This window comes from Streptomyces broussonetiae, from assembly GCF_009796285.1.
Lineage (GTDB): Bacteria > Actinomycetota > Actinomycetes > Streptomycetales > Streptomycetaceae > Streptomyces > Streptomyces broussonetiae.
This window is the reverse complement of record NZ_CP047020.1, coordinates 4,197,792-4,224,526: the sequence shown is the minus strand read 5'-3', so window position 1 is coordinate 4,224,526 and position 26,735 is coordinate 4,197,792. Positions and strand designations below refer to the sequence as shown.

Genomic DNA, 26,735 nt, shown 5'->3' with positions numbered 1-26,735 from the left:
TGTCCTTCCGCGTCAGAACGAGAACGGGATGTAGCAGGCGGCGGCCAGTGCGACCGCGCCCCAGCCCAGCAGGGCGGGCTTGCGGTACCAGGCGTCGTCACCGGCGGCGGGTACCTCGGACATGCCGGGGGAGCGGGTGCCGTAGACCAGGCCCTGCAACTGCTCGACCGGCTTGGGCCTGGTGAACAGGGACACCGCGACCATCACGACCGCACCGGCGACGAAGCCCGCGATCGCCGAGACGAAGTTGGCGCCCTGGTCGGTGGGGATCGAGATGATGCCCTTCTTGTAGAGCACGAAGTAGTTCACCATCGCGGTCACGGTACCGGCGAGCAGGCCCCAGAAGCCGGACTTGGCGGACGCGCGCTTCCAGAACATGCCGACGATGAAGACGACGAACATCGGCACGTTGAAGAAGGAGAACAGCGTCTGCAGGTAGCTCATGATGTTCGAGAACGACGATGCCAGGAACGCCGTTCCGACCGAGGCGGCGACGCCGATCGCGGTGATCAGGCGGCCGAAGCGGACGTAGTAGGCGTCCTCGCGGCCGCGCACCACGTACTTGGCCCAGATGTCGTTCGTGAACACGGTGTTGAAGGACGACACGTTGGCCGCCATGCCCGCCATGAAGGCCGCCAGCAGACCGGTGACCGCGATGCCGAGCACGCCGTTGGGCAGCAGTTCCTGCATCAGGTACGGGATGGCGTCGTTGTACTGCAGGCCCGAGCCGCTGGTGCCGATCCTGGGCACGAGCGCGGCGGCGACCAGGCCCGGGATCATCACCAGGAAGACGATGAAGATCTTGGGGTAGGCGGCGATCAGCGGGGTGCGCTGTCCGGCGGAGAGGTTCTTCGCGGACAGGGCGCGCTGCACCTCGGCGAAGTTGGTGGTCCAGTAGCCGAAGGAGAGCACGAAGCCGAGGCCGAGGACGATGGTCAGCCAGTTCGCGCCGAGCGGGTTGGTGCTGCCGATGCCGGTGCCGCCCCAGGCGGTGGTGAAGTTGTGGCCGTGGGTGGCGGTGAGCTTGTGGGTCAGGCCGCCCCAGCCGCCGACCTTCTTCAGGCCGAGGATGGTGATCGGGATGAGGGCGGCCAGGATCACGAAGAACTGGAGCACCTCGTTGTAGATCGCCGAGGAGAGGCCGCCGAGGGTGATGTACGCGAGGACGAACGCGCCGGCGACGACGATCGCGACCCACTGCGGCCAGCCCAGCAGCGCCTCGACGACGATCGCGAGGGCGTAGAGGTTGACGCCCGCGATCAGGATCGCGGCGAACGCGAACAGGATCGAACTGAGCAGGTGGGCGGCCCGGTCGAAGCGCAGCAGCAGGAACTCGGGGACCGAGCGGACCTTGCTGCCGTAGTAGAAGGGCATCATCACCAGGCCCAGGAAGACCATGGCGGGGATGGCGCCGATCCAGTACCAGTGCACGGTGTAGGCACCGTACTGGGCGCTGTTCGCGGCCATGCCCAGGATCTCGGTGGCCGCCAGGTTCGCCGAGATGAAGGCGAGACCGGTGATCCAGGCGGGCAGCGAGCGTCCCGAGAGGAAGAAGTCGAGGCTGGTCTTGACCGAGCGGCGGGCGGCGAAGCCGATGCCGAGCACGACGACGAAGTAGATCGCCAGGATCGTGTAGTCCAGCCAGTTGACGGGGAGCTGTAGCCCCGCCGCCAGATACGTGGGTCCGTATGTGGGGGTTTGCATGAGAACTCGCTTCGTTGCGCGAACTGATCCTCAGCGGAACCTACGCCGCCGCGTTTAGTAATTGAACACTTCTGTTGGTGTTCTTTGTTTGATTGTGATGATCCTAGAGGTTGTGAGGTTGTGGTCTGTTATGTTTGATTGTGTTGGGTGATTGGGTGCGGGACGTAGAGGAGTCCGGCGTTGAAGAAGACCTCGACACGGCTGGCCGACGGTCGTGAGCTGATCTACTACGACCTCAGGGATGACGCCGTGCGGGACGCCGTCGACCGCCGTCCCCTGGACCGCACGGTCACCACCTCCGAGATCCGCCGGGACGTGCTCCTCGGCGACTCGGTGGCGATCGCCTCGCACCGCCAGGGCCGTACGTACCACCCGCCGGCCGACCAGTGCCCGCTGTGCCCGACGCGCGGCGAGCGGCTCAGCGAGATCCCGGACTCGTCCTACGACGTCGTCGTCTTCGAGAACCGTTTCCCCTCCCTCGCCGGCGACTCCGGCCGCTGTGAGGTCGTCTGCTTCACCTCCGACCACGACTCCTCCTTCGCCGACCTCACCGAGGAGCAGGCCCGGCTGGTGCTGGACGCCTGGACGGACCGCACCTCGGAGCTGTCGCACCTGCCCGCCGTCGAGCAGGTCTTCTGCTTCGAGAACCGGGGCGAGGAGATCGGCGTGACCCTGGGCCACCCGCACGGCCAGATCTACGCCTACCCCTTCACCACTCCGCGCACCGCGCTGATGCTCCGCTCGCTCGCCGCCCACAAGGAGGCGACCGGCGGGGAGAACCTGTTCGACGCCGTCGTGGAGCGGGAACTCGCCGGCGAGCGGGTCGTCCTCGAGGGTGAACACTGGGTGGCCTTCGTGCCGTACGCGGCGCACTGGCCCTACGAGGTGCACCTGTACCCCAGGCGCCGGGTCCCCGACCTGCTCGCTCTGGACGAGGCGGCACGCACAGAGTTCCCCCAGGTCTATCTGGAACTCTTGAGGCGCTTCGACCGGATCTTCGGCGGACGGGACGCAGGGGAGAACTCCGTGGGCGAGCCCGCGACGCCGTACATCATGGGCTGGCACCAGGCGCCGTTCGGCGCGCTGGAGGAGTTCGACGGTGTGACGCGGGACGACTTCGCGCTCCACCTCGAGCTTTTCACCATCCGCCGCACTTCCGGCAAGCTGAAGTTTCTCGCGGGTTCCGAGTCCGGCATGAGCGTGTTCATCAACGACGTGCCGCCGGAGCGCGCGGCCGAGCGACTGCGAGAGGTAGCGAGCTGATGAGGTACCTGGTGACGGGCGGGGCGGGTTACGTCGGCAGCGTGGTGGCCCAGCATCTGCTGGAGGCCGGCCACGAGGTGACGGTCCTCGACAACCTCTCCACGGGCTTCCGCGAGGGCGTCCCGTCCGGTGCCGCCTTCGTCGAGGGCGACATCCGCGACGCCGCCAAGTGGCTCGACCCCTCCTACGACGGCGTGCTGCACTTCGCTGCGTCCTCCCAGGTCGGCGAGTCGGTGGTGAAGCCGGAGAAGTACTGGGACAACAACGTCGCCGGCTCCCTGGCCCTGCTCGGCGCGATGCGCGACGCGGGCGTGCGCCGGCTCGTCTTCTCCTCCACGGCGGCGACGTACGGCGAGCCGGAGCAGGTCCCGATCGAGGAGAGCGCCCCCACGAGGCCGACCAACCCCTACGGGGCCACCAAGCTCGCCGTCGACCACATGATCACCAGCGAGGCCGACGCCCACGGACTGGCGGCGGTGTCCCTGCGCTACTTCAACGTGGCGGGCGCGTACGGCGCCCACGGCGAGCGGCACGACCCCGAGTCGCACCTGATCCCGCTGGTCCTCCAGGTCGCCCAGGGCCGCCGCGACGCGATCTCGGTCTACGGCGACGACTACGCCACCCCCGACGGCACCTGCGTGCGCGACTACATCCATGTGGCGGACCTGGCCGAGGCCCACCTCCTGGCCGTCGCGGCGGCCCGCCCGGGCGAGCACCTGATCTGCAACCTCGGCAACGGCAACGGCTTCTCCGTCCGCGAGGTCATCGAGACGGTCCGCCAGGTCACCGGCCACCCGATCCCCGAGATCGTGGCCCCGCGCCGCGGCGGCGACCCGGCCGTCCTGGTCGCCTCGGCGGAGGTGGCCCGCGAGAAACTGGGCTGGAACCCGTCCCGCGCGGACCTCGCGGGAATCGTCGCGGACGCCTGGGAGTTCGCGCAGCACATCGCTAAGGAGCACTAGTGGCACCAGTGGGGGCACAGCAGGTCGCGCAGCGCTTCACCGAGCTGTACGGCACCGAGCCGCAGGGGGTGTGGGCGGCGCCGGGCCGGGTCAACCTGATCGGCGAGCACACCGACTACAACGACGGCTTCGTCATGCCGTTCGCGCTGCCGCACCGGGCGACCGCGGCACTCTCGCGCAGGGACGACGGCGTGCTGCGCCTGCACTCGGCGGACATCGAGGGCGGCGTGTCGGAACTGCGCCTGGACGCCCTCGCCCCCGGGAGCGACGAGAACTGGACGGCGTACCCGGCGGGCGTGGTCTGGGCCCTGCGCGGGGCGGGCCACGCGATCACGGGCGCCGACGTCCACCTGTCCTCCACGGTCCCGACGGGCGCGGGCCTGTCGTCGTCGGCGGCCCTGGAGGTCGTGATCGCCCTGGCCCTGAACGACCTGTACGAACTCGGGCTCCAGCGCTGGCAGTTGGCCCGCCTGTGCCAGCGCGCCGAGAACGTCTACGTCGGCGCGCCGACCGGCATCATGGACCAGACGGCGTCGGCCTGCTGCGAGCAGGGCCACGCCCTCTTCCTCGACACCCGGGACCTGTCCCAGCGGCAGATCCCCTTCGACCTCGCGGCCGGGGGACTGCGCCTGCTGGTGGTCGACACCCAGGTCAAGCACGCGCACAGCGGCGGCGAGTACGGCAAGCGCCGGGCCGGCTGCGAGAAGGGCGCGGCCCTGCTCGGCGTCGACGCCCTGCGCGACGTCCCGTACGGCGAACTCGACGCGGCGCTGGAGCGGCTGGGCGACGAGGAGGAGGTACGGCGCCTGGTCCGGCACGTCGTGACCGAGAACCACCGGGTCGAGCGCGTCGTGGAACTCCTCGGGGCCGGCGACACCCGCGCCATCGGCCCGGTCCTCACCGAGGGCCATGCCTCCCTGCGCGACGACTTCCGCATCTCCTGCCCGGAGCTGGACCTGGTCGTCGACACCGCCCTGGCCGCAGGCGCGCTGGGTGCCCGGATGACCGGCGGCGGCTTCGGCGGCTCGGCGATCGTCCTGACGGAGGCCGACGAGGTGGACGCCCTGACGAAGACGATCGAGGACGCCTTCGCCAAGGCGGGCTTCACGGCTCCGCGCCTCTTCGAGGCGGTGCCGTCGGCGGGGGCGCGGCGGCTGGTCTGAGTTCCACAGCCCCGGGGTCCGGCGGCGCCGGTGTCAGAGGCCGGCGTCGCCGTCCGCGAAGCGGACCGGTGGAACGAGGGCGATACGGATCGGTCCGGGCGCGGGTGGCGGGGCGTCGTGGACGTATGTGACCGTGAGCGCCGGGCCGGCGTTCGCGGCTTCGACGCGTGTCGTGTACAGCTTCATGCCGCCGACCGCGCCGCGCGCCTGCCGGCCGAGGGCCGGGCTCTTCCCCACTTCGGCGCGGAGGGCTTCGGCGACCTCGAGGGCCCCGTGGCCGATGGCCCGACAGCGCGCGAGGGCCTCAAGCGTGAGCTCGGCCACGACCGGCTGGTGGTTCTCGGTCGGCGGTCGGGCCCTCGGGCGGCCCGGATCTCGGCGACGGCCGCGGCCACGGCGCAATCGAAACCGGGATCCCGCCGGGCGGTGATCCGGCCCCGGAACTCCTCCACCAGACGGACGCTGAGATCGGCCGGGTCGGTGTGGTTGATCTCGCGCGCCAGGTCGGCCTCGAGGTCACCGGCATCGCGAGACGGGTGCCGGTGAGGGTTTCACCGTACCGGTAGCCGCTTCGTCAGCGTGTACTCCGTGATCCCCGGCGGGTAGTCGGGGATCACGCACACCACCTCGTAGCCCTGCTTCTGGTAGAAGCGCGGAGCCTGGAAGTCCCACGTCTCCAGGCGGGACGCCGTGCAGGCGCGGTCCGTGGCGGCGATGTGTTCCGCCTTCGCCAGCAGGTGCGAACCGAGGCCCGTACCGCGGTGGACGCTGTCCACCCACAGGTAGGTGACGTGCAGCCAGGTCGCCCAGGTGTGCCCGACCAGGCCGCCCGCCAGATCCCCGGCCTCGTCCAGCGCCCAGACGTGGAGGGGGACTTCGCGTGCGCCGGGCGTACCGCGCAGGGACGCCAGCACCGGGGACGCCGCCGTGTTGGTGTCCCGCAACCGTGAGCGGAGCAGATCACGTCGGGCTTTGTCGACTTCCGCCTCAATACGAAACATGCGGCACACGATAAACGCGCCGGACAGCCAGTTCTGCAAATCGGCTTCCGCTGCGTGCTCGCATCCGTACTCTGAGGAGCAGCACCGGTGGGGGCCGGTGCCGATCAGGGGGCGAGACATGCGGGTACGACGCCCGCGGTGGGGGTAGCAGTCTCCGCGACGGCGGCGGCCGTGCGGTGCGCGCCCTCTGCGTGGGTGTCGTACCCGTGCGGGTCGTCGTTCTCGTTCTCCGGGCTTTTTCCGGTCTGTGGACCGGCTGACGGCCGGGTCGTTTCCGGACCGGCCGACCGCCGGTCCGGCATGGGCCGGATTGCCGCCGGGCTTGTCCAAACCTTGGGTGTCCCCAGCTCCGCGCGGAGCCCGGGGAAGGGGGTTTCGTGGTTCGTATCCGAGTCCTGGTCGTGGACGACCACCGGATCTTCGCCGAGTCGCTCGCCGCGGCCCTGGCCGCCGAGCCGGACGTCGACGTCTCCGCCGCCGGCAGCGGCCCCGCCGCGCTGCGCTGCCTGGAGCGCGCCGCCGCCGAGGGCCGTCGCTACGACGTCCTCCTGGCCGACGCCGACCTGGGCGGCACCGTCCCGGGCAGCCGCCCGGCCGTGCCCGTGCGGGAGGGCAACGAGGAAGGGCTCGTCGACGGGATCTCGCTGGTCGCGGGCGTGCGCGCGGCCCAGCCCGGCGTGCGGATCGTCGTGCTCGCCGAGAAGGACGATCCCCAGCGGGCGGCGCTCGCCCTCCAGGCCGGTGCCTCGGGGTGGGTCGCCAAGGACTGCTCGCTGTCGCGGCTGCTGACGGTGATCCGGGGGGTGCTGCGCGACGAGACGCATCTGCCGCCCGCCCTGCTCACCGGCGTGCTGAAGGAGCTGACGGCCGCGCGCCGGCACCGCACCGAGAGCGAGCAACTGGTGGAGTCCCTCACGCCCAGGGAGCGGGAGGTGCTGCGCTGCATGGTCGCTGGGCTGGGCCGAAAGGCCGTCGCCGAGCGGCTGTTCCTGTCTCCGCACACGGTGCGCACCCATATGCAGAACGTCCTCGGCAAGCTCGGTGTCCACTCCACGCTGGCCGCCGTGGCGCTCGCCCGGCGCGCGGGCGTCGGCCCGGCCGAGCTAGCCGGGGATGTTGTCGAACGGGGCGGTCAACTGGCGTAGCAGCCCGGCCAGTTCGGCGCGCTGGCCGCGGGACAGCTCGGCGAGGATCGCCCGCTCCTGCTCCAGCAGGCCCGCGAGCGCCTGGTCGGCACGGTCCCGGCCGGTGTCGGTCAGCCGGACCAGCACGCCCCGCCGGTCGCTCGGGTCGGGCAGCCGTTCCACCAGGCCCTTCTTCGCCAGCCGGTCGATCCGGTTGGTCATCGTGCCCGACGTGACGAGCGTCTGGGTCAGCAGCTGGCCGGGGGAGAGCTGATAGGGCGTGCCCGCGCGCCTGAGCGCGGTCAGCACGTCGAACTCCCAGGGCTCCAGCTGGTGCTCGGAAAAGGCGAGCCGGCGTGCGCGGTCCAGGTGCCGGGCCAGTCTGCTCACCCGGCTGAGCACTTCCAGCGGCTCCACGTCGAGGTCCGGGCGCTCCCGGCGCCACGCTGCGACCAGCCGATCGACCTCGTCCTCCATGGCGATCAGTGTAGTGGTTGTGTCGACATGAAGTCTCTTGACTTCAAGTCTCTTGACATCAAGATAAAGGGAAGGGGACAGTAGGGGCATGACGAACCCCAGGACGAACCCCGTGTGGGACCCCGGTCAGTACCTGCGGCACGCCGGGCACCGGGCCCGCCCCTTCGCCGACCTCCTCGCCCGCGTCCCCGCCCTGCCCACGGCGGCACCACGCATCGCCGACCTCGGCTGCGGCCCCGGCAACGCCACCGCCCTGCTCGCCGAACGCTGGCCCGGCGCACACATCACCGGATACGACAACTCGCCCGAGATGCTCGACGCGGCCCACACCGGCCACGCGGGCCCCACGGCCGGGGGCGGCCGGCTGGACTTCGCCGCCGCCGACATCCGCACCTGGACGCCCGCGGAGCCCTACGACCTGATCGTCTCCAACGCGACCCTGCAGTGGGTGCCGGGCCACGCCGACCGGTTCGCCGACCTCGTCGCCGGCCTGCGCCCCGGCGGTTCCTTCGCCTTCCAGGTGCCGGACAACATCGACGCGCCACTGCACGCCCTGATGCGCGACCTCGCCGGCACGCCCCGCTGGAAGGCCCGCCTCGCCGACGTCCTGCGCCGCACCGACTCCGTGCACACCCCCGGCGCCTACCTGGACCGCCTGGCCCGACTCGGCTGCGCCACCGACGTGTGGCAGACGACGTACTTCCATGTCCTGCAGGGCGAGGACCCGGTCCTGGACTGGGTGAAGGGCACCGGTCTGCGGCCCGCCCTGACCGTGCTCGCCGACGACCCCGAGGCGCGGGAGGCCTTCCTCACCGAGTACCGGGACCTGCTGCGCGAGGCCTACCCGAGCGCGCCCTACGGCACGGTCCTGCCGTTCCGCCGGCTGTTCGCCGTCGCCGTGCAGGAGGCCTGAGCATGCTCATCGCGGTCGATCACGTGCAGCTGGCCGCCCCGCCCGGCTCGGAGGACGCACTGCGGGCGTACTACGTCGACGTCCTCGGCATGACGGAGATCCCCAAGCCTCCGGTGCTGGCGGCGCGCGGCGGCTGCTGGTTCGAGGCGGGCCACGTCCAGCTCCACGTCGGCATCGAGAACGGCTTCCGGCCGGCGAAGAAGGCGCATCCGGGGCTCAGGGTGACGAGGATCGAGGAGTACGCGGCCCGGCTGGAGCAGCTGGGTGCGCCGGTGACCTGGGACGACAACCTCCCCGGCCATCTGCGCTTCTACTCGCTGGATCCGGTGGGCAACCGGCTGGAGTTCCTGGAGCCGGTCGGGCCGTACTCGAGATCCGCTTCCACCTGCGGCGGGACGAGGAACGCGGCCACGTGACCGTGGTCGGTGAAGATGCTGGTCCCGCGGCCGTGTGCCGCACGTCGGACAAGGTCAGCGGGCCGGGAGCGGCCTGGGCGGATCCAGCTGCCCATCAGTGCCACTTCTCCGGTGGACCTCAGCTCTTCCGGTGCCCTATCAGCCGTGGCTTCTGCTCCAGTCCGTCCAGCCCGTGCCACGCCAGGTTCACCAGATGCGCCGCGACCTCCGCCTTCTTCGGGCGGCGCACGTCCAGCCACCACTGACCGGTCAGGGCGACCATGCCGACCAGCGCCTGGGCGTAGAGGGGCGCGAGCTTGGGATCGAAGCCCCGGCTCTTGAACTCGCGGCCCAGGATGTCCTCCACCTGCGTCGCGATGTCCGAGATGAGGGAGGCGAAGGAGCCCGTGGACTGCGGGATGGGGGAGTCGCGGACCAGGATGCGGAAACCGTCCGTGTACTCCTCGATGTAGTCCAGCAGGGCGAACGCCGCCTGTTCGCACAGCTCACGCGGGTGGCCGGCCGTCAGACTGCCGGTCACCATGTCCAGCAGGCGGCCCATCTCGCGGTCCACCACCACGGCGTACAGCCCCTCCTTGCCGCCGAAGTGCTCGTACACCACCGGCTTGGACACGCCCGCCTTCGCCGCGATCTCCTCCACCGAGGTGCCCTCGAAACCCTTCGCGGCAAAGAGGGTGCGACCGATCTCCAGAAGCTGCTGGCGGCGCTCGGCGCCGGTCATCCGGGTCCGGCGGGTCCGCCGCGGTTTGTCGTTGCTGGAAGTGCTGCTGGAGTCGGTCGCCACGGCCTCAATCATGCCGCCTCGGCGCTCACCTTCCGGCGCTGGGAGCCGTCATCACCGGTGTTGCGCCGCGAATCGATACGGGAGCGTGACGGCCAGCGCACGTCGTACGCCCAGCCGAGCAGCTCGAAGAGGCGGATGAATCGGGCCGAGGAGTCGACCTGGCCGCGCATCACCCCGTGCCGCGCCGAGGTCGGGTCGGCGTGATGCAGGTTGTGCCAGGACTCCCCGCAGGACAGCACCGCCAGCCACCACACGTTGCCCGAGCGGTCCCGCGACTTGAAGGGCCGCTTGCCCACCGCGTGACAGATCGAGTTGATCGACCACGTCACATGGTGCAGCAACGCCACCCGGACGAGTGAACCCCAGAAGAACCCGGTGAACGCGCCCCACCAGGACATCGTCGCCAGGCCGCCGACCAGCGGCGGCAACGCCAGCGACACGACCGTCCACATCACGAACTGGCGGGAGATCATCCGGATCGCCGGGTCCTTGACCAGATCCGGCGCGTACTTGTCCTGCGGCGTCTGCTCCTCGTCGAACATCCAGGCGATGTGAGCCCACCACAGGCCCTTCATCAGCGCAGGAACCGTCTCCCCGAACCGCCACGGAGAGTGCGGGTCGCCCTCGGCGTCGGAGAACTTGTGATGCCTGCGGTGATCGGCCACCCAGCGCACCAAAGGCCCCTCGACGGCCAGCGACCCCATGATCGCCAGCGCGATCCGCAGGGGCCGCCTGGCCTTGAACGAACCATGCGTGAAGTACCGGTGGAAACCGATCGTGATGCCGTGGCACCCGAGGAAGTAGAAGAAGACCAGCAGGCCCAGATCCAGCCAGCTCACCCCCCAGCCCCAGGCCAGCGGCACCGCCGCCACCAGTGCCAGGAACGGCACGATGATGAACAGGAGCAGCGTGATCTGCTCGAGCGAACGCTTCTGCTCACCGCCCAGCGTGGCGGAAGGAGCGGCAGTGCCGGTGGCCTTACGGGCTTCTTCGATCACATCGGAACTCGTCGAGGTCATGCGCGTCCCCTGGGGGGTCGAGGGTCGGGGGTCGGGGGTCGGGGCAGTAGCCGGGCCGCGGGGACCGGACGGGAGCGGACGGTACGTCCCTACGGTTCCGTAACCTACGGCGTCGTAAGTATGGCAGCGTGTCGAGCCCCGGCAAGAGCCCGACAGCCTGCGCGTCCACGCGGACACCTATCCTTGGACTCGGTCGGACAGCGCGGTCCGCTGAAGTTTCCTTCCCGGACGCTCAGGCCCGTATGCGGCTCCCGCCGCGTGGCAGCCGCCCGGGTTCCCTCCCAGACGAGCTTCAACACTGCAAGGAGCCGCACCTGTGAGCAGTGCCGACGACCAGACCACCACGACCGGCAGCGAGCTGCGCGCCGACATCCGCCGCCTGGGTGATCTCCTGGGCGAGACCCTCGTACGGCAGGAAGGCCCCGAGCTGCTCGACCTGGTCGAGAAGGTCCGCCGCCTCACCCGCGAGGACGGCGAGGCCGCCGCCGAGCTGCTGCGCGGAACCGAACTGCAGACCGCGGCCAAGCTCGTCCGCGCCTTCTCCACCTACTTCCACCTCGCCAACGTCACCGAGCAGGTGCACCGAGGCCGCGAGCTGCGCGCCCGGCGCGCCGCCGAGGGCGGCCTGCTCGCCCGCACCGCCGACCGGCTCAAGGACGCCGACCCCGAGCACCTCAAGCAGACCGTCCAGAACCTCAACGTCCGCCCGGTCTTCACCGCACACCCCACCGAAGCCGCACGCCGTTCGGTACTGAACAAGCTCCGGCGCATCGCCGCCCTCCTGGACACCCCCGTCCTCGACTCCGACCGCCGCCGCCACGACGTCCGCCTCGCCGAGAACATCGACCTGGTGTGGCAGACGGACGAACTGCGCGTCGTGCGGCCCGAGCCCGCCGACGAGGCCCGCAACGCCATCTACTACCTGGACGAGCTGCACGCCGACGCCGTCGGCGACGTCCTGGAGGACCTGACGGCCGAGCTGGAGCGCGTCGGCGTCAAGCTCCCCGACCACACCCGCCCCCTCACCTTCGGCACCTGGATCGGCGGCGACCGCGACGGCAACCCCAACGTCACCCCCCAGGTCACCTGGGACGTCCTCATCCTCCAGCACGAGCACGGCATCAACGACGCCGTGGAGATGATCGACGAGCTGCGCGGCCTGCTCTCCAACTCCATCCGCTACGCCGGCGCCACCCGCGAACTGCTGGACTCCCTCGACGCCGACCTGGAGCGGCTGCCCGAGATCAGCCCCCGCTACAAGCGGCTCAACGCCGAGGAGCCCTACCGGCTCAAGGCCACCTGCATCCGGCAGAAGCTGCTCAACACCAAGCAGCGCCTCGCCAAGGGCACCGCGCACGAGCCGGGCCGCGACTACCTCGGCACCGGCGAACTGCTCGGCGACCTCCGCCTCATCCAGACCTCGCTGCGCGAACACCGCGGCGGCCTCCTCGCCGACGGCCGCCTCGGCCGCGTCATCCGAACCCTGGCCGCCTTCGGCCTCCAGCTCGCCACCATGGACGTCCGCGAACACGCCGACGCCCACCACCACGCCCTCGGCCAGCTCTTCGACCGCCTCGGCGAGGAGTCCTGGCGCTACACCGACATGCCCCGCGAGTACCGCGCCAGGCTCCTCGCCAAGGAACTGCGCTCCCGCCGCCCGCTCGCCCCCACCCCCGCGCCCGTCGACGCGGCCGGCGCCAAGACCCTCGGCGTCTTCGAGACCGTCAAGAAGGCCCTGGAGATCTTCGGCCCCGAGGTCATCGAGTCCTACATCATCTCCATGTGCCAGGGCGCCGACGACGTCTTCGCCGCCGCCGTCCTCGCCCGCGAGGCCGGCCTGATCGACCTGCACGCCGGCTGGGCCAAGATCGGCATCGTGCCCCTCCTGGAAACCACCGACGAGCTCAAGGCCGCCGACACCATCCTCGAGGACATGCTCTCCGACCCGTCCTACCGGCGCCTGGTCGCGCTGCGCGGCGACGTCCAGGAGGTCATGCTCGGCTACTCCGACTCCTCCAAGTTCGGCGGCATCACCACCAGCCAGTGGGAGATCCACCGCGCCCAGCGCCGACTGCGCGACGTCGCCCACCGCTACGGCGTACGCCTACGCCTCTTCCACGGCCGCGGCGGCACCGTCGGCCGCGGCGGCGGCCCCTCCCACGACGCCATCCTCGCCCAGCCCTGGGGCACCCTGGAGGGCGAGATCAAGGTCACCGAGCAGGGCGAGGTCATCTCCGACAAGTACCTCATCCCCTCCCTCGCCCGGGAGAACCTGGAACTGACCGTCGCGGCCACCCTGCAGGCCTCCGCCCTGCACACCGCCCCCCGCCAGTCCGACGAGGCCCTCGCCCGCTGGGACGCGGCGATGGACGTCGTCTCCGACGCCGCCCACGCCGCCTACCGCAGGCTCGTGGAGGACCCCGACCTCCCCGCGTACTTCTTCGCCTCCACCCCCGTCGACCAGCTCGCCGACCTGCACCTCGGCTCCCGCCCCTCGCGACGCCCCGACTCCGGCGCCGGCCTCGACGGCCTGCGCGCCATCCCCTGGGTGTTCGGCTGGACCCAGTCCCGGCAGATCGTCCCCGGCTGGTTCGGCGTCGGCTCCGGCCTCAAGGCCCTGCGCGAGGCGGGCCTCGACAGCGTGCTCGACGAGATGCACGAGCAGTGGCACTTCTTCCGCAACTTCATCTCCAACGTCGAGATGACCCTCGCGAAGACCGACCTGCGCATCGCCCAGCACTACGTCGACACCCTCGTCCCCGACGAACTCAAGCACGTCTTCGACACCATCAAGGCCGAGCACGAGCTGACCGTCCGCGAGATGCTGCGCATCACCGGCGAGCAGGAACTGCTCGACGCCCAGCCCGTCCTCAAGCAGACCTTCACCATCCGCGACGCCTACCTGGACCCCATCTCCTACCTCCAGGTCACCCTGCTCAAGCGCCAGCGCGACGCGGCAGCCGCCGGCGCCGAACCCGACCCGCTGCTCTCCCGCGCCCTGCTCCTGACCGTCAACGGCGTGGCGGCAGGCCTGCGCAACACCGGCTGACCGACCGCGAACAACACAAGGGTGCCCCCGGGGTCGTACGCCCCCGGGGGCACCCCTGTGTCAGCTCACTGGACCGCCACGAACGCCGCCGTCAGCAGCCCCCCGCCCGACAGCCCCAGCACCCACGCCACCCGCGTCAGCCGCATCCCGCCCGCGACCACCACCGAGGCCAGCAGCAACGCCCCGCCGAGCGGCAGCCAGGCGTACAGGATCCCCGCGGGACCCGAACGCACCGCGTCCGACGTACCCGGCTTCAGCACGACGTCGTACGTCCGCCCCCTGCGCACCGCGACGGACTCCGTCAGCTCCACACGCGTGCGTGCGCGCGCACCCACCGACGTCGGCGTGAACGGGCCGGTGCACATTCCCCCGGCACAGGAGCCCACCCGGACCGTACCGGCCTCGCGGCCCTTGGCCAGCATCACGTACTGCGCGGTCCCCCAGGACCCCCACACCCCGGCGAACAGAATCAGCGCGGCGACCGCGCCCATGACCGCGACCCGCCCGAAGCGCAACGCGGACACGGACACCTGGCGAGCAGTGGTGGCTGTGGCAGGCATGGCCGGGATCATTGGCCATACCCGCACAGCAGGTCAACTCCCCTGTCCGCCGTAGAAGTACATGTCAGGAGTTGTACGCGACCGGCCTCAGGAGTTGTACGCGCCCTGCGCCCGCTCCAGCCCCTCCGCCAGCAGACACTCCACCGCGTCCGCCGCACGGTCCACGAAGTAGTCCAGCTCCTTGCGCTCCGCCGACGAGAAGTCCTTCAGCACGAAGTCCGCCACCTGCATCCGCCCCGGCGGCCGCCCGATCCCGAACCGCACCCGGTGGTACTCCGCCCCCATCGCCTTCGTCATCGACTTGAGACCGTTGTGCCCGTTGTCCCCGCCGCCCAGCTTCAGCCGCAGCACGCCGTAGTCGATGTCCAGCTCGTCGTGCACGGCCACGACATTCGCCACCGGCACCTTGTAGAAGTCCTTCAGCGCGTTCACCGGACCACCGGACAGATTCATGTACGACGTCGGCTTCGCCAGCACCACCCGACGGCTCGCCGGACCCGCCGGACCGACCCGCCCCTCCAGCACCTGCGCCTGCGCCTTGCCCGCCCGCTTGAACTTCCCCCCGATCCGCTCCGCGAGCAGGTCCACCACCATGAACCCGACGTTGTGCCGGTTCATGGCGTACTCCGGCCCCGGATTACCGAGCCCGACGATCAGCCAGGGATCACTGGCGGAGGTGGTCACGTCCATGTCTCCTTGATACGCGCCAGCCGCCGCCCCCGGAGCAGGGAGCAGCGGCTGAGCAGATGATGACGCCTACGGCGATCAGGCCTCGGCGACCTCTTCGCCCTCGGCGGCCTCGCCCTCGGTCTCCTCGGCCTGCGCGGCCAGGATCTGGAGGACGACCGCGTCCTCCTCGACGGCCAGGGTCACACCGGCCGGCAGCTTGATGTCCTTGGCGAGGACGGAGGCACCGGCCTCCAGGCCCTCGACGGAGACCGTGACGGCCTCGGGGATGTGCGTGGCCTCGGCCTCGACCGGCAGCGCGTTCAGAACGTGCTCCAGCAGGTTGCCACCCGCGGCCAGCTCGCCCTCGGCGTGCACCGGAACCTCGACCGTGACCTTCTCGCCACGCTTGACCAGCAGCAGGTCGACGTGCTCCAGGAAGCCCTTGATCGCGTCCCGCTGGACGGCCTTCGGGATCGCCAGCTCGCTGGTCTTGCCGTCGATGTCCAGGGAGATCAGGACGTTCGGCGTACGCAGCGCCAGCAGCAGGTCGTGGCCCGGCAGGGTCAGGTGCAGCGGCTCGGTGCCGTGGCCGTACAGAACGCCCGGAACCTTGGCGTCACGGCGGATGCGACGGGCGGCACCCTTGCCGAACTCGGTACGGGTCTCGGCGGTGAGCTTCACCTCGGACATGCTGATCACTCCTCGTAGAGGTAGAAACGGACGGGGTCACCCGGCCACGAACGGCCTGCTACGAAGAGCGCGTCGATAACGGACCGCCGTACACACGTACGGCCTCCCTCGCCGAGCAACTGCAGCAGTCTACTCGGAAAGGAAGGCCGTACCCAAAAGGATCAACGGCTAGCGCCGGTGACGGGTGTGCAGAAACCTCACTGCTCGTCGAAGAGGCTCGTCACCGAGCCGTCCTCGAACACCTCACGCACCGCGCTCGCGATCGTCGGAGCGATCGACAGCACCTTGATCTTGTCCAGGTCCGCCGCCAGCTCACCCGGCGTCGGCAGCGTGTTCGTGAACACGAACTCACTCACCCGCGAATTCTTCAGCCGGTCCGCAGCCGGACCCGACAGCACACCGTGCGTGGCCGTGACGATGACGTCCTCGGCACCGTGCGCGAACAGCGCATCCGCCGCCGCACAGATCGTCCCACCCGTGTCGATCATGTCGTCCACCAGGACACACACACGCCCCTTGACCTCACCCACGACCTCGTGGACGGTCACCTGGTTCGCCACGTCCTTGTCCCGACGCTTGTGCACGATCGCCAGCGGCGCACCCAGCCGGTCGCACCAGCGATCCGCCACCCGCACCCGGCCCGCGTCCGGCGACACCACCGTCAGCTTGTCCCGGTCCACCTTCTCGCCCACGTAGTCGGCAAGCAGCGGCAGCGCGAACAGATGGTCCACAGGCCCGTCGAAGAAGCCCTGGATCTGATCCGTGTGCAGATCCACGGTCAGAATGCGATCCGCACCCGCCGTCTTCATCAGATCCGCGATCAGACGCGCCGAAATGGGTTCACGACCCCGGTGCTTCTTGTCCTGCCGCGCGTAACCGTAGAAGGGCACAATCACCGTGATGGAGCGGGCCGACGCACGCTTGAGCGCGTCCAGCATGATCAACTGCTCCATGATCCACTGGTTGATCGGAGCCGTGTGGCTCTGGATCACAAAGCAGTCCGCACCACGCGCCGACTCCTGGTACCGGACGTAGATCTCGCCATTGGCGAAGTCGAAGGCCTTCGTCGGGACGACCCCGATACCCAGCTGGTGGGCGATCTCCTCGGCAAGCTCGGGGTGGGCGCGGCCGGAGAAGAACATCAGCTTCTTCTCGCCGGTCGTCTTGATCCCGGTCACAGCACTGTCTCCTCAGAGGTTGTCTCATCCAGCCGGCTGCTCGTACGGCCTGCCGTCTGGGCGTGAGAGGCCGAACCAGCTGGTAGGGGTGCGGGTGCACGTGTGCGGATGTGCACTTATCACGGTACGCCGTGTTTGGCGCACACGTTTCCGGTCAGTCCTCGCTCCCGCCCTCCCGGGACGCCGCCTCGGCCGCCTTCGCCGCCGCGCTCCCCGGCCGCTTCCGAGCCACCCAACCCTCGATATTCCGCTGCTGACCACGGGCCACGGCCAGCGAACCGGGCGGCACGTCCTTCGTGATCACGGACCCGGCAGCGGTGTAAGCACCGTCCCCGACCGTGACAGGAGCCACAAACATGTTGTCCGAACCCGTCCGGCAATGGGACCCGACCGTGGTGTGGTGCTTGTCCTGACCGTCGTAGTTCACGAACACACTCGCCGCCCCGATGTTCGTGTACTCACCGATCGTCGCGTCACCCACATAGGAGAGATGAGGCACCTTCGTGCCCTCCCCGATGGCGGCGTTCTTCGTCTCGACGTACGTACCGATCTTGCCCTTGGCACCCAACCGGGTACCGGGCCGCAGATACGCGTACGGCCCCACGGACGCCTGCGGACCGACCTGGGCGGAGTCGGACACGGTGTTGTCCACCCGCGCCCCCGCACCCACCTCGGTGTCCTTCAGCCGGCTGTTCGGCCCGACCTCCGCACCCTCACCCAGATGCGTGGCACCGGTCAGCTGCGTACCCGGGTGCACCACGGCATCCCGCTCGAAGGTGACCGTCACATCCACCCAGGTCGTAGCCGGATCGATCACCGTGACCCCGTCGAGCATCGCAGCCGTCAGCAGCCGGTCGTTCAGAATCCGCCGCGCCTCGGAGAGCTGCACCCGGTTGTTGATCCCGGCGATCTCCCGGTGGTCACCCGCCACCGACGCCCCGACCCGGTGCCCGGCCTCCCGCAGGATCCCGAGCACATCCGTGAGGTACTCCTCACCCTGGCTGTTGTCCGTCCGCACCTTCTTCAGCGCGTCCGCCAGCAACTGCCCGTCGAACGCGAACACCCCGCTGTTGATCTCCCGGATCGCCCGCTGGGCCTCGGTCGCGTCCTTGTGCTCCACGATCGCCGTGACGGCACCGGTGGCGTCGTCACGGACGATCCGCCCGTACCCGGTCGCGTCCGGCACCTCGGCGGTCAGCACGGTCACGGCGTTGCCGTCGGCGGCATGCGTCCCGGCGAGCTGCTGCAACGTCGCGGCGGTCAGCAGCGGGGTGTCCCCGCACACGACCACGACGGTCCCGTCCACGGCCCCGCCCAGCTCCTCCAGGCCCATGCGCACCGCATGCCCGGTGCCGTTCTGCTCGGCCTGCACGGCGGTCCTGGTACCAGGGTCGATCTCGGCGAGATGCGCGGCGACCTGCTCACGGGCGTGGCCCACGACGACGACGAGATGCTGCGGGTCCAACTCGCGGGCGGCGGCCAGCACATGACCGACCAGGGAACGGCCACAGATCTCGTGCAGGACCTTCGGTGTGGCCGACTTCATACGGGTGCCCTCACCCGCTGCGAGAACGACGACGGCTGCCGGGCGGATGGCGCTCACGGGGTTGCCCTTCGGCTCTGGATGGGTGGGGATACAGCCGCAGGATACCGGGGTGACTTCTGGCGGACATGAGAGCGGGCCCTGACGGTGGTGACACCGGTCAGGACCCGGACTCAGGTCGTGTGTGCTGTGCGCTCCCGGGGGAGGACTCGAACCCCCATGATCAGAACCAAAATCTGACGTCTTGCCCTTAGACGACCCGGGATTACTCTTATGTCCGATTTCCTAGATCGGTCTCGGCCACAGCCCCTACTATGCCGTACCAGGCGCCTTCGATGCGACGGTACGGATCGGCTCCTTGGCGCACTTCGATGCCGAGGCAACCTCGGTAGGTGTTCCCGGTGTTCTTGCGCACGGTCGTGGGGTTGTGTTTCTTGAGCGTGGTCTTGCCCAGGAGTGCCCTGTCGATCCCGACGAGGTCGGCCCAATGGTGCTCGGCGGCGTCGATGTCTGCCGATTCGTGGATCATGACCCGGCAGTGCAAGCGTTCACCTGCTACGCCCAGTAGGTCCAGCCAGGCAAGGAAGACGGTGATCATCCCGGGGTCGCTGTTGACGAACTCCAAGCTCTCGCGGCGGGCGTGTGGTTTGTCCTTTGTCCCCTCGGCCCAGTACAGGGCGACGCCCGTAATGAACAGCTCCCGATCCGAAAGGCCGCCGATCGCCGCTGCCGCTGCCGCTGCCGCTGCCTGCTTGGTGGCTGTCCGCTCGCGGTCCTGCGAAGCCCGCAGCTCGACCAGCCCGGCGTTCATACGTGCCCGCTGTTCCTCCGGAGTGCACTTGGGCTCAGGGTGTGGCAGATCTCGCACCCACAGCGACACCGAACTCTTGGAGCAGCCCAACTCCGCCTGGATCTGGTTGTACGTCCCCCCCCTGCTTGCGCAACTCTCGGGCCTTCTCGCGCAGGTCGTCCTTTGCGTTCGGGCGCTTCGTCCACTCCGGCGGTGGCTCGCCCTGCAGCAGCTGGTTGAGGATGTCGTTGTTGAAGATCTTCAGCTCGTCGCGGATCTGCCGGAGGCTGTGGCCGGAGCGGCGCAGTGCGACCGCCTGTTCCCGGAGGGTCTCGAAGTCGGCGTATTTGCCGAATGAATGTGCCATGGACATACCGTCCGGGCGGAATGATCCGTTCCGGCGTCGAACGGGTGTGGTTCGCCAGTTCGAGGGATACCGGTGGGTTTCGAGGTCGTCCGGTTACGGAGTGTGGTGTGTGGTGGGTGGGGAAAGTCGCCGGAAATGGTGTACCGGTCGCCCGTAGGCTGGACGCATGACCACGACGGGGGAAGAGCGTGCCAGGGGACTGACCGGTCCCTGGTGGTGGGCCAGGTGGCGTAGTGCGGCGCTCGACGGGAGTCTCGCACTGATGTCCGCCGTGGAGTGCGGTGCGGAGGGCGTGCCCTTCGCCCGGGACGCGGGGATTCCGCTGTGGGTCGGGGTCCTGTTCGGGGTGATCGCCGGTTCGGCGCTGCTGGTGCGGCGCAAGTGGCCGATCGCCGTCGTGCTGGTCGCCATCGCGATCACGCCGGCCCAAATGGGTTTCCTGATGGGCGTCGTCGGTCTGTACACGCTGGCGTCGTGCGAGCTGCCGCGGCGGATCATCGGCGCGCTGGCGGGGATGTCGTTGCTGGGCACGATGATCGTGACGTTCGTGCGGGTGCGGCAGAGCATGGCGCGGGGGGATCTGACGCTGGGTGACTGGTTCGAGCCGTTCGCCGCGGTGACGACGTCGTTGGGGCTGACGGCTCCGCCGTTGCTGTTCGGGCTGTATGTGGGGGCGCGGCGGCGGTTGATGGAGAGTCTGCGGGAGCGGGCGGACAGCCTGGAGCGTGAGCTTCAGTTGCTGGCGGAGCGGGCGGAGGAGCGGGCCGAGTGGGCGCGCAACGAGGAGCGGACGCGGATCGCGCGGGAAATGCATGACGTCGTCGCGCATCGGGTGAGTCTGATGGTGGTGCATGCCGCTGCTTTGCAGGCCGTCGCCCGGAAGGATCCGGAGAAGGCCGTGAAGAACGCGGCGCTGGTGGGGGACATGGGGCGGCAGGCGCTGACCGAGTTGCGGGAGATGCTCGGTGTGCTGCGGGCCGGTGAGGACGTGGTGGGCGTGCGGCGGGGTGCGGGGGTGCCGTTGGCGGCGGTGGGGGAGGCGGCTGCGGCGGCGGCTTCGCGGGCGGTGGCGGAGGACGGGCCGTGTCTGTCGGAACTGGACGACCTGATCGGGCAGTCGGCGGCGGCGGGGATGGCCGTGGAGCTGTTGGTGGTGGGGGAGGTGCGGTCGTACGCGGCGCAGGTCGAGCGGACGGCGTACCGGGTGGTGCAGGAGGCGTTGACGAACGTCCACAAGCATGCGGCGGGTGCGAAGACGCATGTGCGGCTGGCGCATCGGGTGTCGGAGATCGCGATGCAGGTGGAGAACGAGGCGCCGCCGGAGCCGGGTTCCGCGTCGGCGGCGCGGTTGCCGTCGGGTGGGAACGGTCTGGTGGGGATGCGGGAGCGGGTCGTGGCGCTGGGCGGGGTGTTTGTGTCGGGGCCGACGGATGCGGGGGGTTTTCGGGTGTCGGCGGTGATTCCGGCGGCGTAGGTCTGGCGCCGCCGTTCCGGTCGTGCCGGGGGCGTGGGCCTGTTCGGGGCGGGTGGGTCTGTTCCGGGTGGGTGAGGGCCGGTCGGTGGTGTGGGTGCGCCTGGGGCGTGTGGAGTTCTGCGGGGCTGTGCGGTGGTGGGTCAGCCGGCGGTGAGGCGTACGGGTTCGATGCCGGTGATGAGGGTGGTGAGGGCGTGGTCGATGTCGGGGCCGACGTACCAGTCGCCGGTGTGGTCGAGGGTGTAGACGCGGCCTTCGGCGTCGATGGCGAGGGCGGCGGCGGTGTCGGTCTCCTCGCCCAGGGGGCAGAGTTCGGTGCCGAGGGCGAGGCCGAGGTCGCCGAGGGTGCGGGCGAGGTGGCGGCCGTGCAGGGGGTCGAGGTGGAGGGTGGCGGGGGCGATCTGGCGGCCGGGTCCGCCGGGGGTGATGTGGAGGCCGCCGAATTCGGCCCAGGCTTCGACGGCGGCGGGGAAGACGGTGTGCCGGTGTCCGGCGGGTGAGGCGTGCTCGCGCAGGGCGTCGGCCCAGATTTCGGCTTGTTTTATGTCCCAGCGTCCGGGTTGCCAGCCGGCGGTGCGCAGGGCGGTGTCGACGGGTCCGGGGAAGCGTGCTGGGGGTGCCCCGTGCTCGGTGTGGTGGGGGAGCTTGGGGGTGGTGGCGCGGTCGGGGTGCATCGGCTCTTCGTTCGTCGTGCTGGCGGTGGTGCGGCGGTGGTACAGGGGTTGACGGTGGTTTTCAGCCGTCGGTTGCCGTGGGGTCGACGATGCGGACGCCGAAGTGGGCGCTGAGGGCGGTGCAGGCGCGGCAGGGGGTGGCGAAGTTGCCGTGGAGGGGGTCGCCGTCCTCGCGTATGCGGCGGGCGGTGAGTTTGGCGTGTTTGAGGGCTTTGCGGGCTTCGCCGTTGGTCATGGGTTTGCGGGCGGCGCGTTTGCTGCGGGTGGCGTCGGCGGCGGTGAGGTGCCGGGAGATGAGGATGGTTTCGGCGCAGCGGCCGGTGAAGCGGTCGCGCTGTGCGCTGGTGAGGGTGTCGAGGAAGTCCTGGACGAGGGGGTGCAGGGCGGGGGGTGTGTCGCCGCGGGCGGCGGTGCCGGTGAGGGTGGCGCCGCGGACGGAGAGGGCGGCGGCGACGGTGGGCAGGATGCCGTCGCGGCGGTGACGCAGGGTGGGGGCGGGGGGTGTGTCGGTGCCGCTCCAGCCGATGCGAGGATCGCCGGCCCGCAATTCGGTACCTCCGGTATGCAAGGTATTCATGATCGTTTTCCCCTCCCGGGCCTCCCCCGAAGGACACAGAGTGCCAAATGCCGTGGCTGGTGGGGAAGCTGGGGCGGTGCGACACGCCCGGGTCCGGGCTGGTCGTCACGGTGGGGTGACGGCGGGTGACGGAAGCGGAGGGGTGGTTTCCCCGGGTTGCGGTGGGCCGGTGACCGGGGTGCGCGTACCGCATAGGCTGTCGCCATCCGCGATCGACACCGCCGCTAGGGCCAGAGAGAACGCCGCAGGGGGCAACCGCCATGACGACAGGTCGGCTCGGGCAACAAGCCGCGCCACCGAACGCGGCCTACGCCGGGCAGGTCGTGCACTTCCCGGATCCGGTCCGGGCGGCGCGTCACCCGAGAGGAGTACGGGTCGATGAGCGCGGTTACCCGGATTTCTCGCCGTACGCGCGCGTGGCGGTGGAGATCGCCGAGCCGCCGGACGGGTTCGGGGTCGACGAGCTGCGGCTGACGGACCATGTGTCGGCGAACGCGGCGTTGGCCGCGGCGGAGCACGAGTTGTGGGACACGGTGCCGGATGTGGCGACGCCGCACGGCTGGACGTGGCATCACGTGCCGGGGGCGCGGCGGCTGGAGCTGATTCCGGTCGAGGTGAAGGCGTTGCTGCGGCATCACGGTGGGATCACCACGGCGCCGGTGGACCACGGCAAGCGGGGGACGCGGCCGTTGCAGGAGACGCGGCCGGCGCATTTCGGGCTGCCGAAGTCGGGTGTGGCGGTGACGGAGGCGCAGGTGCAGGGCGTCGAGGAGGATCTCGGCTACCGGCTGCCGGGCGCGTACCGCTCGTTCTTGAAGGCGGCGGGTGGTTGCGCGCCGGTGGGTACGGCGTTGGACGCCGCGTTGGGTCTGCTGGTGGACCAGCCGTTCTTCACGGTGCGGGACGAGGCGGCGGTCAACGATCTGGTGTACGTGAACAAGTGTCTGCGCGACCATCTGACGAAGGACTATCTGGGCGTCGCGTTCGTGCAGGGCGGCCTGCTCGCGGTGAAGGTGAAGGGCGAGCGGCTGGGTTCGGTGTGGTTCTGCGCGTACGACGATGCGCGTGACGTGGATCCGTCGTGGTCGCCGGCGGAGCGGGTGGAGCGGTTGCTGCTGCCGGCGGGTGACGACTTCGACGCGTTCCTGTCCCGGCTGGCCGGTAATCCGCCGGAGTTGGAGACGGTGGCGAATCTGATGGTCGACGGGGGTTTCGCCCGTGTCGTTCCGGTGTCTTCCGGTTCGGCGTCGTCCGGTCCGGTGGGGGAGTGAGCTTCAGGCGATGGTGACCTACGCGCAGGCGCAGGAGCGCGCCGAGGAGTGGATCAACGGTGATGTGCCCGCGTACCAGCATCGTGAGGTGCGGGTGCGGGAGTTCGAGCTGGGTTTTGTGGTGTGGGGCGAGGACCGGGCGGAGGGGCCGCGTTCGGACGCGGGTGCGCAGCGGCTCGTGATCGCCCGGGACAGCGGGGAGGCGACGCTGTGGCCCGGGCTGCCGGTGGGTGAGGTGATCCGCCGCTTCGAGGAGGAGTACGGCGGTCCCGACGGCCCGCAGGACGCGGCGGGGGTGCCGGCGCCCGCCCGGGTCGACCTGAACCAGACGTCGTTCCTGCTGACTCCGCCGCAGTGGTTGCAGGAGGCGGCGGACAAGCTGGGCATCGGGGAGCGGCGCCCGGAGGGCGCCGGTGCCGGTACGGGTGCCGGCAGCGGCGCTGCGGCTGTGGCTGGGGTTTCGCCGGGTGCCGGGGTGCCTGCGGAGACGCAGGCCGGAGTGCCGGCGGGGGCGCCCGGCGTACCCGGTTCGCCCGCTTCTGGAGGCGTGCCTGCGGCGGAGGTGCCGGTGGGTGCCACGCCGTGGACCGGTACCGACACGAACGCGGGCTCCGGTGAGGACGACCGTTCGGTGCCGTTGCCCGCGACGGTGTTCGCGCCGCCGTTGAGCGATCCCCAGGCGCCTGCCCGGCCGCCGCTGTCCACGCCGGACGCGAAGACGGCGCTGATGTCGGGGGGCAGCCAGCTGCCGCCCACGGCGGTCGCGCCGGCGCTCGATGCTTCGAACGTGCCGGGAGCGCAGGGCTTTGCGCCGGGCACGCCGGCACGCCCGCCCGCCCCGGACGGTGCGCCGGGGGCTCCCGGTGTCCCGCCTGTGCCGGGCGCGCCTGGTGCGCCCGGGGCGCCTGCCGCTCCTGCCGTGCCGGGCGTTGCGCTGGGCAGCGCGCCGCCGCCCCCGCCGCCCGGCACGCCGCCGTACGGCTACGCGCAGGCTCCGGGCGTGTCCGGCACGCCTGCGCCGGGCGTACCCGCCCATCCGTCGGCGCCCGGCACCCCGCTCCCGCCCCCCGGGATGCCTGGCGCGCCGGTCGCCCCGCAGGGCAGTACACCTCCGCCCGCGCCTGCGGGCGCTCCTTCGTACGGCTATCCGCAGGGTGCCCCGGGCTATGGCTACCCGCCGGCGCCGGGCGGTGCGCCGGGCGCGCCGCAGGCCTCGGCGGATCCGGGAGGCTCCGGGCGGCAGCTCGCGGCGAACGCGGGGGACATCGCGGACGCCGCGACGAGCAAGGCCGCACCGCCGCCGAAGAAGGCGCGCGGTGGGGCGGGTGCGCCGCCCCCGCCGCCGGGCGCCCCGGGAGCGCCGGGCGCCCGCCCGGGGAGTACGCCGCCGCCCCCGCCGGGTGCGTCTGCGGGCGCGTATGCGCCGACGCAGTTCGCGCCGGCGCTCGGGCCGGAGGGGGTCGTGGGGCCGGGTGCGCCTGGCGCGCCGCAGCCTCCGGGCGCCCCCAACCCGCCCGCCGCGCCTCCGAGCCATGTGCACCATGCGGCCACGGTGCTGGCCGATCCCAGCCAGTTGGGCGGGGGCATGCCGCCTGCGCCCGGTGCAGCCGCGGCTCCCGGTGCCCCGGGTATGCCCCCCGCGCCCGCGCCGGGCGCGCCACAGCCTCCGGGCGCCCCCGGTGCGCCGCAGCCTCCGGGCGCTCCCGTCGGTCCTGGCGCGCCCGGCGGTGGCCGGGGTGCCGTGCACCATGCGGAGACCGTGCTGGCTGCGCCGCCGGTGGCTGGGCCTGGCGTGCCTCCGCCGCCGCCTGCCCCCGGCGCGCTCGGTGCGCCGGGCGCCCCCGGTATGCCTCCGGGTGCTGCGCAGCCGATGCCGCCGGGCGGGCCCGTTCCGGGGCAGCAGCCGGCGTACGGGTATCCGCAGCCGGGGCAGCCGACGGTCGGCCCGGGCTATCAGGCCGTGCTGCGCTACCGCGCGCAGGACGGGTCGGAGCAGCAGCTGATCCGGCGGTCGGCGCCGGGTACGCCGCACCCGGAGTGGCAGATCTTCCATGAGCTGCGGGCGATGAACGTGCCGCCGGACCAGGTGCTGGAGCTGCACACGGAGCTGGAGTCGTGCGAGCTGCCGGGTGCCTACTGCGCACGGATGATCCGGGAGCAGTGGCCGCAGGCGCGGATCGCGAGCATCGCGCCGTACGGCACGGACCACGCGAGCCGGCAGCAGGGCATGCAGCAGCTGCTCGCGCACCAGGGCGAGTTGCACCAGGTGGCGGACGGGCCCGCGCGGCCCGCGCCGGTGCGGGCGCCGCTGCCGCCGGTGCAGGCCACACCGCCGATCCCGCCGGAGGGGATCGCACAGGAACTGGCGGCGGCGTTCGGGCCGGGGGTCTTCCGGTTCGAGCAGCAGGCGGTGTCGCGGCAGGGGGTGCCACCGATCGTGGCGCACATGCTGGTCGTGGCCGGTCTGCCGGTGGACATGGGCCCGTTCTTCTGGGCGCAGGCCCAGCCGGGCCGGCCGGTGCCGACGCTGGCGGAGCTGGCGGCCGAGCGCGGCGTGCAGCCGGCGCCGGACGCGGGCTCGTACCTCGTGATGGGCACCGACTTCGGCAAGGCGATCTGTGTGCAGTACGGCACCGCGAACATCGTGGCCGTCCCTGTGGAGGCGGGGCCGGGCGGTGCACCGGTGCCGCCGCAGTTCGTGAACACCGGCCTGCCGGAGTTCGCGCGCTGTCTGGCGCTGCTGGGCCGGATGTGGCGGCTCAGGTACGGCCTGAACCAGGAGCAGGCCGGGCGCTGGACCGTCGACTTCCAGGCGCAGCTGGCGGCCCTGGACCCGGCGGCGCTCGGTTCGCCGGAGAGCTGGTGGTCGGTGCTGCTGGAGCAGATGTGGGACGGCCTGCTGTAGCGCGGGCTGCCCGGGAGTGAGTGTCCAAGTGCCCTTCACGCGTGCGTGAAGGGCACTTGGGCGTACTGCTGCCATGCATTCGAGGGCCTGCGCAGGGCGGTGCGGGTCTTCGAGCGTGACGTGAGTGCGGAGTGTCGCGTTATGAACACTTACGCCCTATCC

At 70.8% G+C, this 26,735-nt stretch carries 23 protein-coding genes, 1 tRNA gene and 1 pseudogene; 10 read left to right on the top strand and 15 right to left on the bottom strand.

Annotated features, from left to right (window positions below; genetic code table 11):
* Positions 1-12: 12 nt before the first annotated feature.
* The gene (locus GQF42_RS19460; protein ID WP_158921628.1) at positions 13-1,704 is read right to left on the bottom strand and encodes a sodium:solute symporter family protein; all 1,692 of its coding nucleotides are present in this window, start codon (positions 1,702-1,704) and stop codon (positions 13-15) included.
* Positions 1,705-1,884: 180 nt separating this feature from the next.
* On the opposite strand from GQF42_RS19460, the gene galT reads away from it, so the two are divergent.
* From galT to galK, 3 genes are read left to right on the top strand one after another with little or no spacing between them, the layout of a single operon-like run.
* A complete protein-coding gene (gene galT / locus GQF42_RS19455; RefSeq protein WP_158921626.1) occupies positions 1,885-2,967 on the top strand; it encodes a galactose-1-phosphate uridylyltransferase in 1,083 nt (360 codons plus the stop codon).
* A complete protein-coding gene (gene galE, locus GQF42_RS19450) occupies positions 2,967-3,929 on the top strand; it encodes a UDP-glucose 4-epimerase GalE (RefSeq protein ID WP_158921624.1) in 963 nt (320 codons plus the stop codon). Before galT ends, galE begins: the two co-directional genes overlap by 1 nt.
* Positions 3,930-3,937: 8 nt before the next feature.
* Positions 3,938-5,092, top strand: a complete 1,155-nt coding sequence (gene galK / locus GQF42_RS19445; protein ID WP_158930338.1) for a galactokinase — start codon at positions 3,938-3,940, stop codon at positions 5,090-5,092.
* 33 nt (positions 5,093-5,125) lie between these two features.
* On the opposite strand, the gene GQF42_RS19440 is transcribed toward galK, so the two are convergent.
* Both GQF42_RS19440 and GQF42_RS19435 read right to left on the bottom strand, forming a co-directional pair.
* Entirely contained in the window at positions 5,126-5,416 is a 291-nt protein-coding gene (locus tag GQF42_RS19440) for a hypothetical protein (RefSeq protein WP_158921622.1), read from the bottom strand.
* Positions 5,417-5,643: 227 nt separating this feature from the next.
* Positions 5,644-6,093, bottom strand: a complete 450-nt coding sequence (locus tag GQF42_RS19435; protein ID WP_158921620.1) for a GNAT family N-acetyltransferase — start codon at positions 6,091-6,093, stop codon at positions 5,644-5,646.
* A 377-nt stretch (positions 6,094-6,470) separates the two neighbouring features.
* Here GQF42_RS19435 and GQF42_RS19430 point away from each other — a divergent pair, with 377 nt between their 5' ends.
* Entirely contained in the window at positions 6,471-7,238 is a 768-nt protein-coding gene (locus GQF42_RS19430) for a LuxR C-terminal-related transcriptional regulator (protein WP_158921618.1), read from the top strand.
* On the opposite strand, the gene tamR is transcribed toward GQF42_RS19430, so the two are convergent.
* Complete coding sequence (tamR, locus tag GQF42_RS19425) at positions 7,197-7,694, bottom strand: MarR family transcriptional regulator TamR (protein WP_158921616.1); 498 nt, start codon at positions 7,692-7,694, stop codon at positions 7,197-7,199. The genes GQF42_RS19430 and tamR overlap by 42 nt on opposite strands.
* An 88-nt stretch (positions 7,695-7,782) precedes the next feature.
* On the opposite strand from tamR, the gene GQF42_RS19420 reads away from it, so the two are divergent.
* Together GQF42_RS19420 and GQF42_RS19415 are read left to right on the top strand one after the other, a co-directional pair.
* Positions 7,783-8,607 (top strand): trans-aconitate 2-methyltransferase, encoded by an 825-nt coding sequence (locus tag GQF42_RS19420; protein ID WP_158921614.1) that lies wholly within the window; start codon positions 7,783-7,785, stop codon positions 8,605-8,607.
* Positions 8,608-8,609: 2 nt separating this feature from the next.
* A complete protein-coding gene (locus GQF42_RS19415) occupies positions 8,610-9,023 on the top strand; it encodes a VOC family protein (RefSeq protein ID WP_158921612.1) in 414 nt (137 codons plus the stop codon).
* 118 nt (positions 9,024-9,141) lie between these two features.
* Here the strand turns inward: GQF42_RS19415 and GQF42_RS19405 are convergent, their stop codons facing one another.
* Together GQF42_RS19405 and GQF42_RS19400 are read right to left on the bottom strand one after the other, a co-directional pair.
* Positions 9,142-9,819, bottom strand: coding sequence for a TetR/AcrR family transcriptional regulator (locus GQF42_RS19405; RefSeq protein WP_158921608.1), 678 nt, complete (start codon positions 9,817-9,819; stop codon positions 9,142-9,144).
* Positions 9,816-10,826, bottom strand: coding sequence for an acyl-CoA desaturase (locus GQF42_RS19400; protein ID WP_158921606.1), 1,011 nt, complete (start codon positions 10,824-10,826; stop codon positions 9,816-9,818). The genes GQF42_RS19405 and GQF42_RS19400 overlap by 4 nt, the downstream gene beginning before the upstream one ends.
* 316 nt (positions 10,827-11,142) lie before the next feature.
* Here GQF42_RS19400 and ppc point away from each other — a divergent pair, with 316 nt between their 5' ends.
* The gene (gene ppc, locus GQF42_RS19395; protein WP_158921604.1) at positions 11,143-13,875 is read left to right on the top strand and encodes a phosphoenolpyruvate carboxylase; all 2,733 of its coding nucleotides are present in this window, start codon (positions 11,143-11,145) and stop codon (positions 13,873-13,875) included.
* Between the two features lie 65 nt (positions 13,876-13,940).
* Here ppc and GQF42_RS19390 read toward each other — a convergent pair whose 3' ends face one another.
* The 7 genes and pseudogenes from GQF42_RS19390 to GQF42_RS19360 form a co-directional block, all read right to left on the bottom strand.
* On the bottom strand, positions 13,941-14,447 hold the full coding sequence (locus tag GQF42_RS19390) for a hypothetical protein (RefSeq protein ID WP_199273073.1): 507 nt from the start codon (positions 14,445-14,447) through the stop codon (positions 13,941-13,943).
* 75 nt (positions 14,448-14,522) lie between these two features.
* Positions 14,523-15,125 carry an aminoacyl-tRNA hydrolase gene (pth, locus tag GQF42_RS19385; protein ID WP_158921602.1) on the bottom strand — a complete coding sequence of 201 codons (603 nt, stop codon included), beginning with the start codon at positions 15,123-15,125 and terminating at the stop codon, positions 14,523-14,525.
* Positions 15,126-15,200: 75 nt separating this feature from the next.
* Complete coding sequence (locus tag GQF42_RS19380) at positions 15,201-15,794, bottom strand: 50S ribosomal protein L25/general stress protein Ctc (RefSeq protein WP_158921600.1); 594 nt, start codon at positions 15,792-15,794, stop codon at positions 15,201-15,203.
* A gap of 197 nt (positions 15,795-15,991) precedes the next feature.
* A complete protein-coding gene (locus GQF42_RS19375) occupies positions 15,992-16,972 on the bottom strand; it encodes a ribose-phosphate diphosphokinase (RefSeq protein WP_158921598.1) in 981 nt (326 codons plus the stop codon).
* 154 nt (positions 16,973-17,126) lie between these two features.
* Positions 17,127-18,575 carry a bifunctional UDP-N-acetylglucosamine diphosphorylase/glucosamine-1-phosphate N-acetyltransferase GlmU gene (gene glmU, locus GQF42_RS19370; RefSeq protein ID WP_158921596.1) on the bottom strand — a complete coding sequence of 483 codons (1,449 nt, stop codon included), beginning with the start codon at positions 18,573-18,575 and terminating at the stop codon, positions 17,127-17,129.
* 134 nt (positions 18,576-18,709) lie between these two features.
* A tRNA-Gln gene (locus GQF42_RS19365) sits at positions 18,710-18,780 on the bottom strand.
* 6 nt (positions 18,781-18,786) lie between these two features.
* Positions 18,787-19,672, bottom strand: a pseudogene (locus tag GQF42_RS19360) (hypothetical protein).
* Positions 19,673-19,838: 166 nt separating this feature from the next.
* Here GQF42_RS19360 and GQF42_RS19355 point away from each other — a divergent pair.
* The gene (locus GQF42_RS19355; RefSeq protein WP_158921594.1) at positions 19,839-21,146 is read left to right on the top strand and encodes a sensor histidine kinase; all 1,308 of its coding nucleotides are present in this window, start codon (positions 19,839-19,841) and stop codon (positions 21,144-21,146) included.
* A 140-nt stretch (positions 21,147-21,286) separates the two neighbouring features.
* Here GQF42_RS19355 and GQF42_RS19350 read toward each other — a convergent pair whose 3' ends face one another.
* Positions 21,287-21,820, bottom strand: a complete 534-nt coding sequence (locus tag GQF42_RS19350) for an SUKH-3 domain-containing protein (RefSeq protein WP_158921592.1) — start codon at positions 21,818-21,820, stop codon at positions 21,287-21,289.
* A 61-nt stretch (positions 21,821-21,881) separates the two neighbouring features.
* Entirely contained in the window at positions 21,882-22,397 is a 516-nt protein-coding gene (locus tag GQF42_RS19345) for a YwqJ-related putative deaminase (protein WP_158921590.1), read from the bottom strand.
* 260 nt (positions 22,398-22,657) lie between these two features.
* On the opposite strand from GQF42_RS19345, the gene GQF42_RS19340 reads away from it, so the two are divergent.
* Together GQF42_RS19340 and GQF42_RS19335 are read left to right on the top strand one after the other, a co-directional pair.
* Positions 22,658-23,668 carry an SMI1/KNR4 family protein gene (locus GQF42_RS19340; protein ID WP_158921588.1) on the top strand — a complete coding sequence of 337 codons (1,011 nt, stop codon included), beginning with the start codon at positions 22,658-22,660 and terminating at the stop codon, positions 23,666-23,668.
* Positions 23,669-23,678: 10 nt separating this feature from the next.
* Positions 23,679-26,573, top strand: coding sequence for an SUKH-4 family immunity protein (locus GQF42_RS19335; protein WP_158921586.1), 2,895 nt, complete (start codon positions 23,679-23,681; stop codon positions 26,571-26,573).
* The last annotated feature ends 162 nt before the right edge of the window (positions 26,574-26,735 follow it).

Excerpts from the sequence above, each read along its gene's own strand:
- GQF42_RS19460 (WP_158921628.1), bottom strand. The coding sequence starts at position 1,704 with ATGCAAACCCCCACATACGGACCCACGTATCTGGCGGCGGGGCTACAG.
- galE (WP_158921624.1), top strand. The coding sequence starts at position 2,967 with ATGAGGTACCTGGTGACGGGCGGGGCGGGTTACGTCGGCAGCGTGGTG.
- GQF42_RS19435 (WP_158921620.1), bottom strand. The coding sequence starts at position 6,093 with ATGTTTCGTATTGAGGCGGAAGTCGACAAAGCCCGACGTGATCTGCTC.
- tamR (WP_158921616.1), bottom strand. The coding sequence starts at position 7,694 with ATGGAGGACGAGGTCGATCGGCTGGTCGCAGCGTGGCGCCGGGAGCGC.
- GQF42_RS19420 (WP_158921614.1), top strand. The coding sequence starts at position 7,783 with ATGACGAACCCCAGGACGAACCCCGTGTGGGACCCCGGTCAGTACCTG.
- GQF42_RS19415 (WP_158921612.1), top strand. The coding sequence starts at position 8,610 with ATGCTCATCGCGGTCGATCACGTGCAGCTGGCCGCCCCGCCCGGCTCG.
- GQF42_RS19405 (WP_158921608.1), bottom strand. The coding sequence starts at position 9,819 with ATGATTGAGGCCGTGGCGACCGACTCCAGCAGCACTTCCAGCAACGAC.
- GQF42_RS19400 (WP_158921606.1), bottom strand. The coding sequence starts at position 10,826 with ATGACCTCGACGAGTTCCGATGTGATCGAAGAAGCCCGTAAGGCCACC.
- GQF42_RS19390 (WP_199273073.1), bottom strand. The coding sequence starts at position 14,447 with ATGATCCCGGCCATGCCTGCCACAGCCACCACTGCTCGCCAGGTGTCC.
- pth (WP_158921602.1), bottom strand. The coding sequence starts at position 15,125 with ATGGACGTGACCACCTCCGCCAGTGATCCCTGGCTGATCGTCGGGCTC.
- GQF42_RS19380 (WP_158921600.1), bottom strand. The coding sequence starts at position 15,794 with ATGTCCGAGGTGAAGCTCACCGCCGAGACCCGTACCGAGTTCGGCAAG.
- GQF42_RS19355 (WP_158921594.1), top strand. The coding sequence starts at position 19,839 with ATGACCACGACGGGGGAAGAGCGTGCCAGGGGACTGACCGGTCCCTGG.
- GQF42_RS19350 (WP_158921592.1), bottom strand. The coding sequence starts at position 21,820 with ATGCACCCCGACCGCGCCACCACCCCCAAGCTCCCCCACCACACCGAG.
- GQF42_RS19345 (WP_158921590.1), bottom strand. The coding sequence starts at position 22,397 with ATGAATACCTTGCATACCGGAGGTACCGAATTGCGGGCCGGCGATCCT.
- GQF42_RS19340 (WP_158921588.1), top strand. The coding sequence starts at position 22,658 with ATGACGACAGGTCGGCTCGGGCAACAAGCCGCGCCACCGAACGCGGCC.
- GQF42_RS19335 (WP_158921586.1), top strand. The coding sequence starts at position 23,679 with ATGGTGACCTACGCGCAGGCGCAGGAGCGCGCCGAGGAGTGGATCAAC.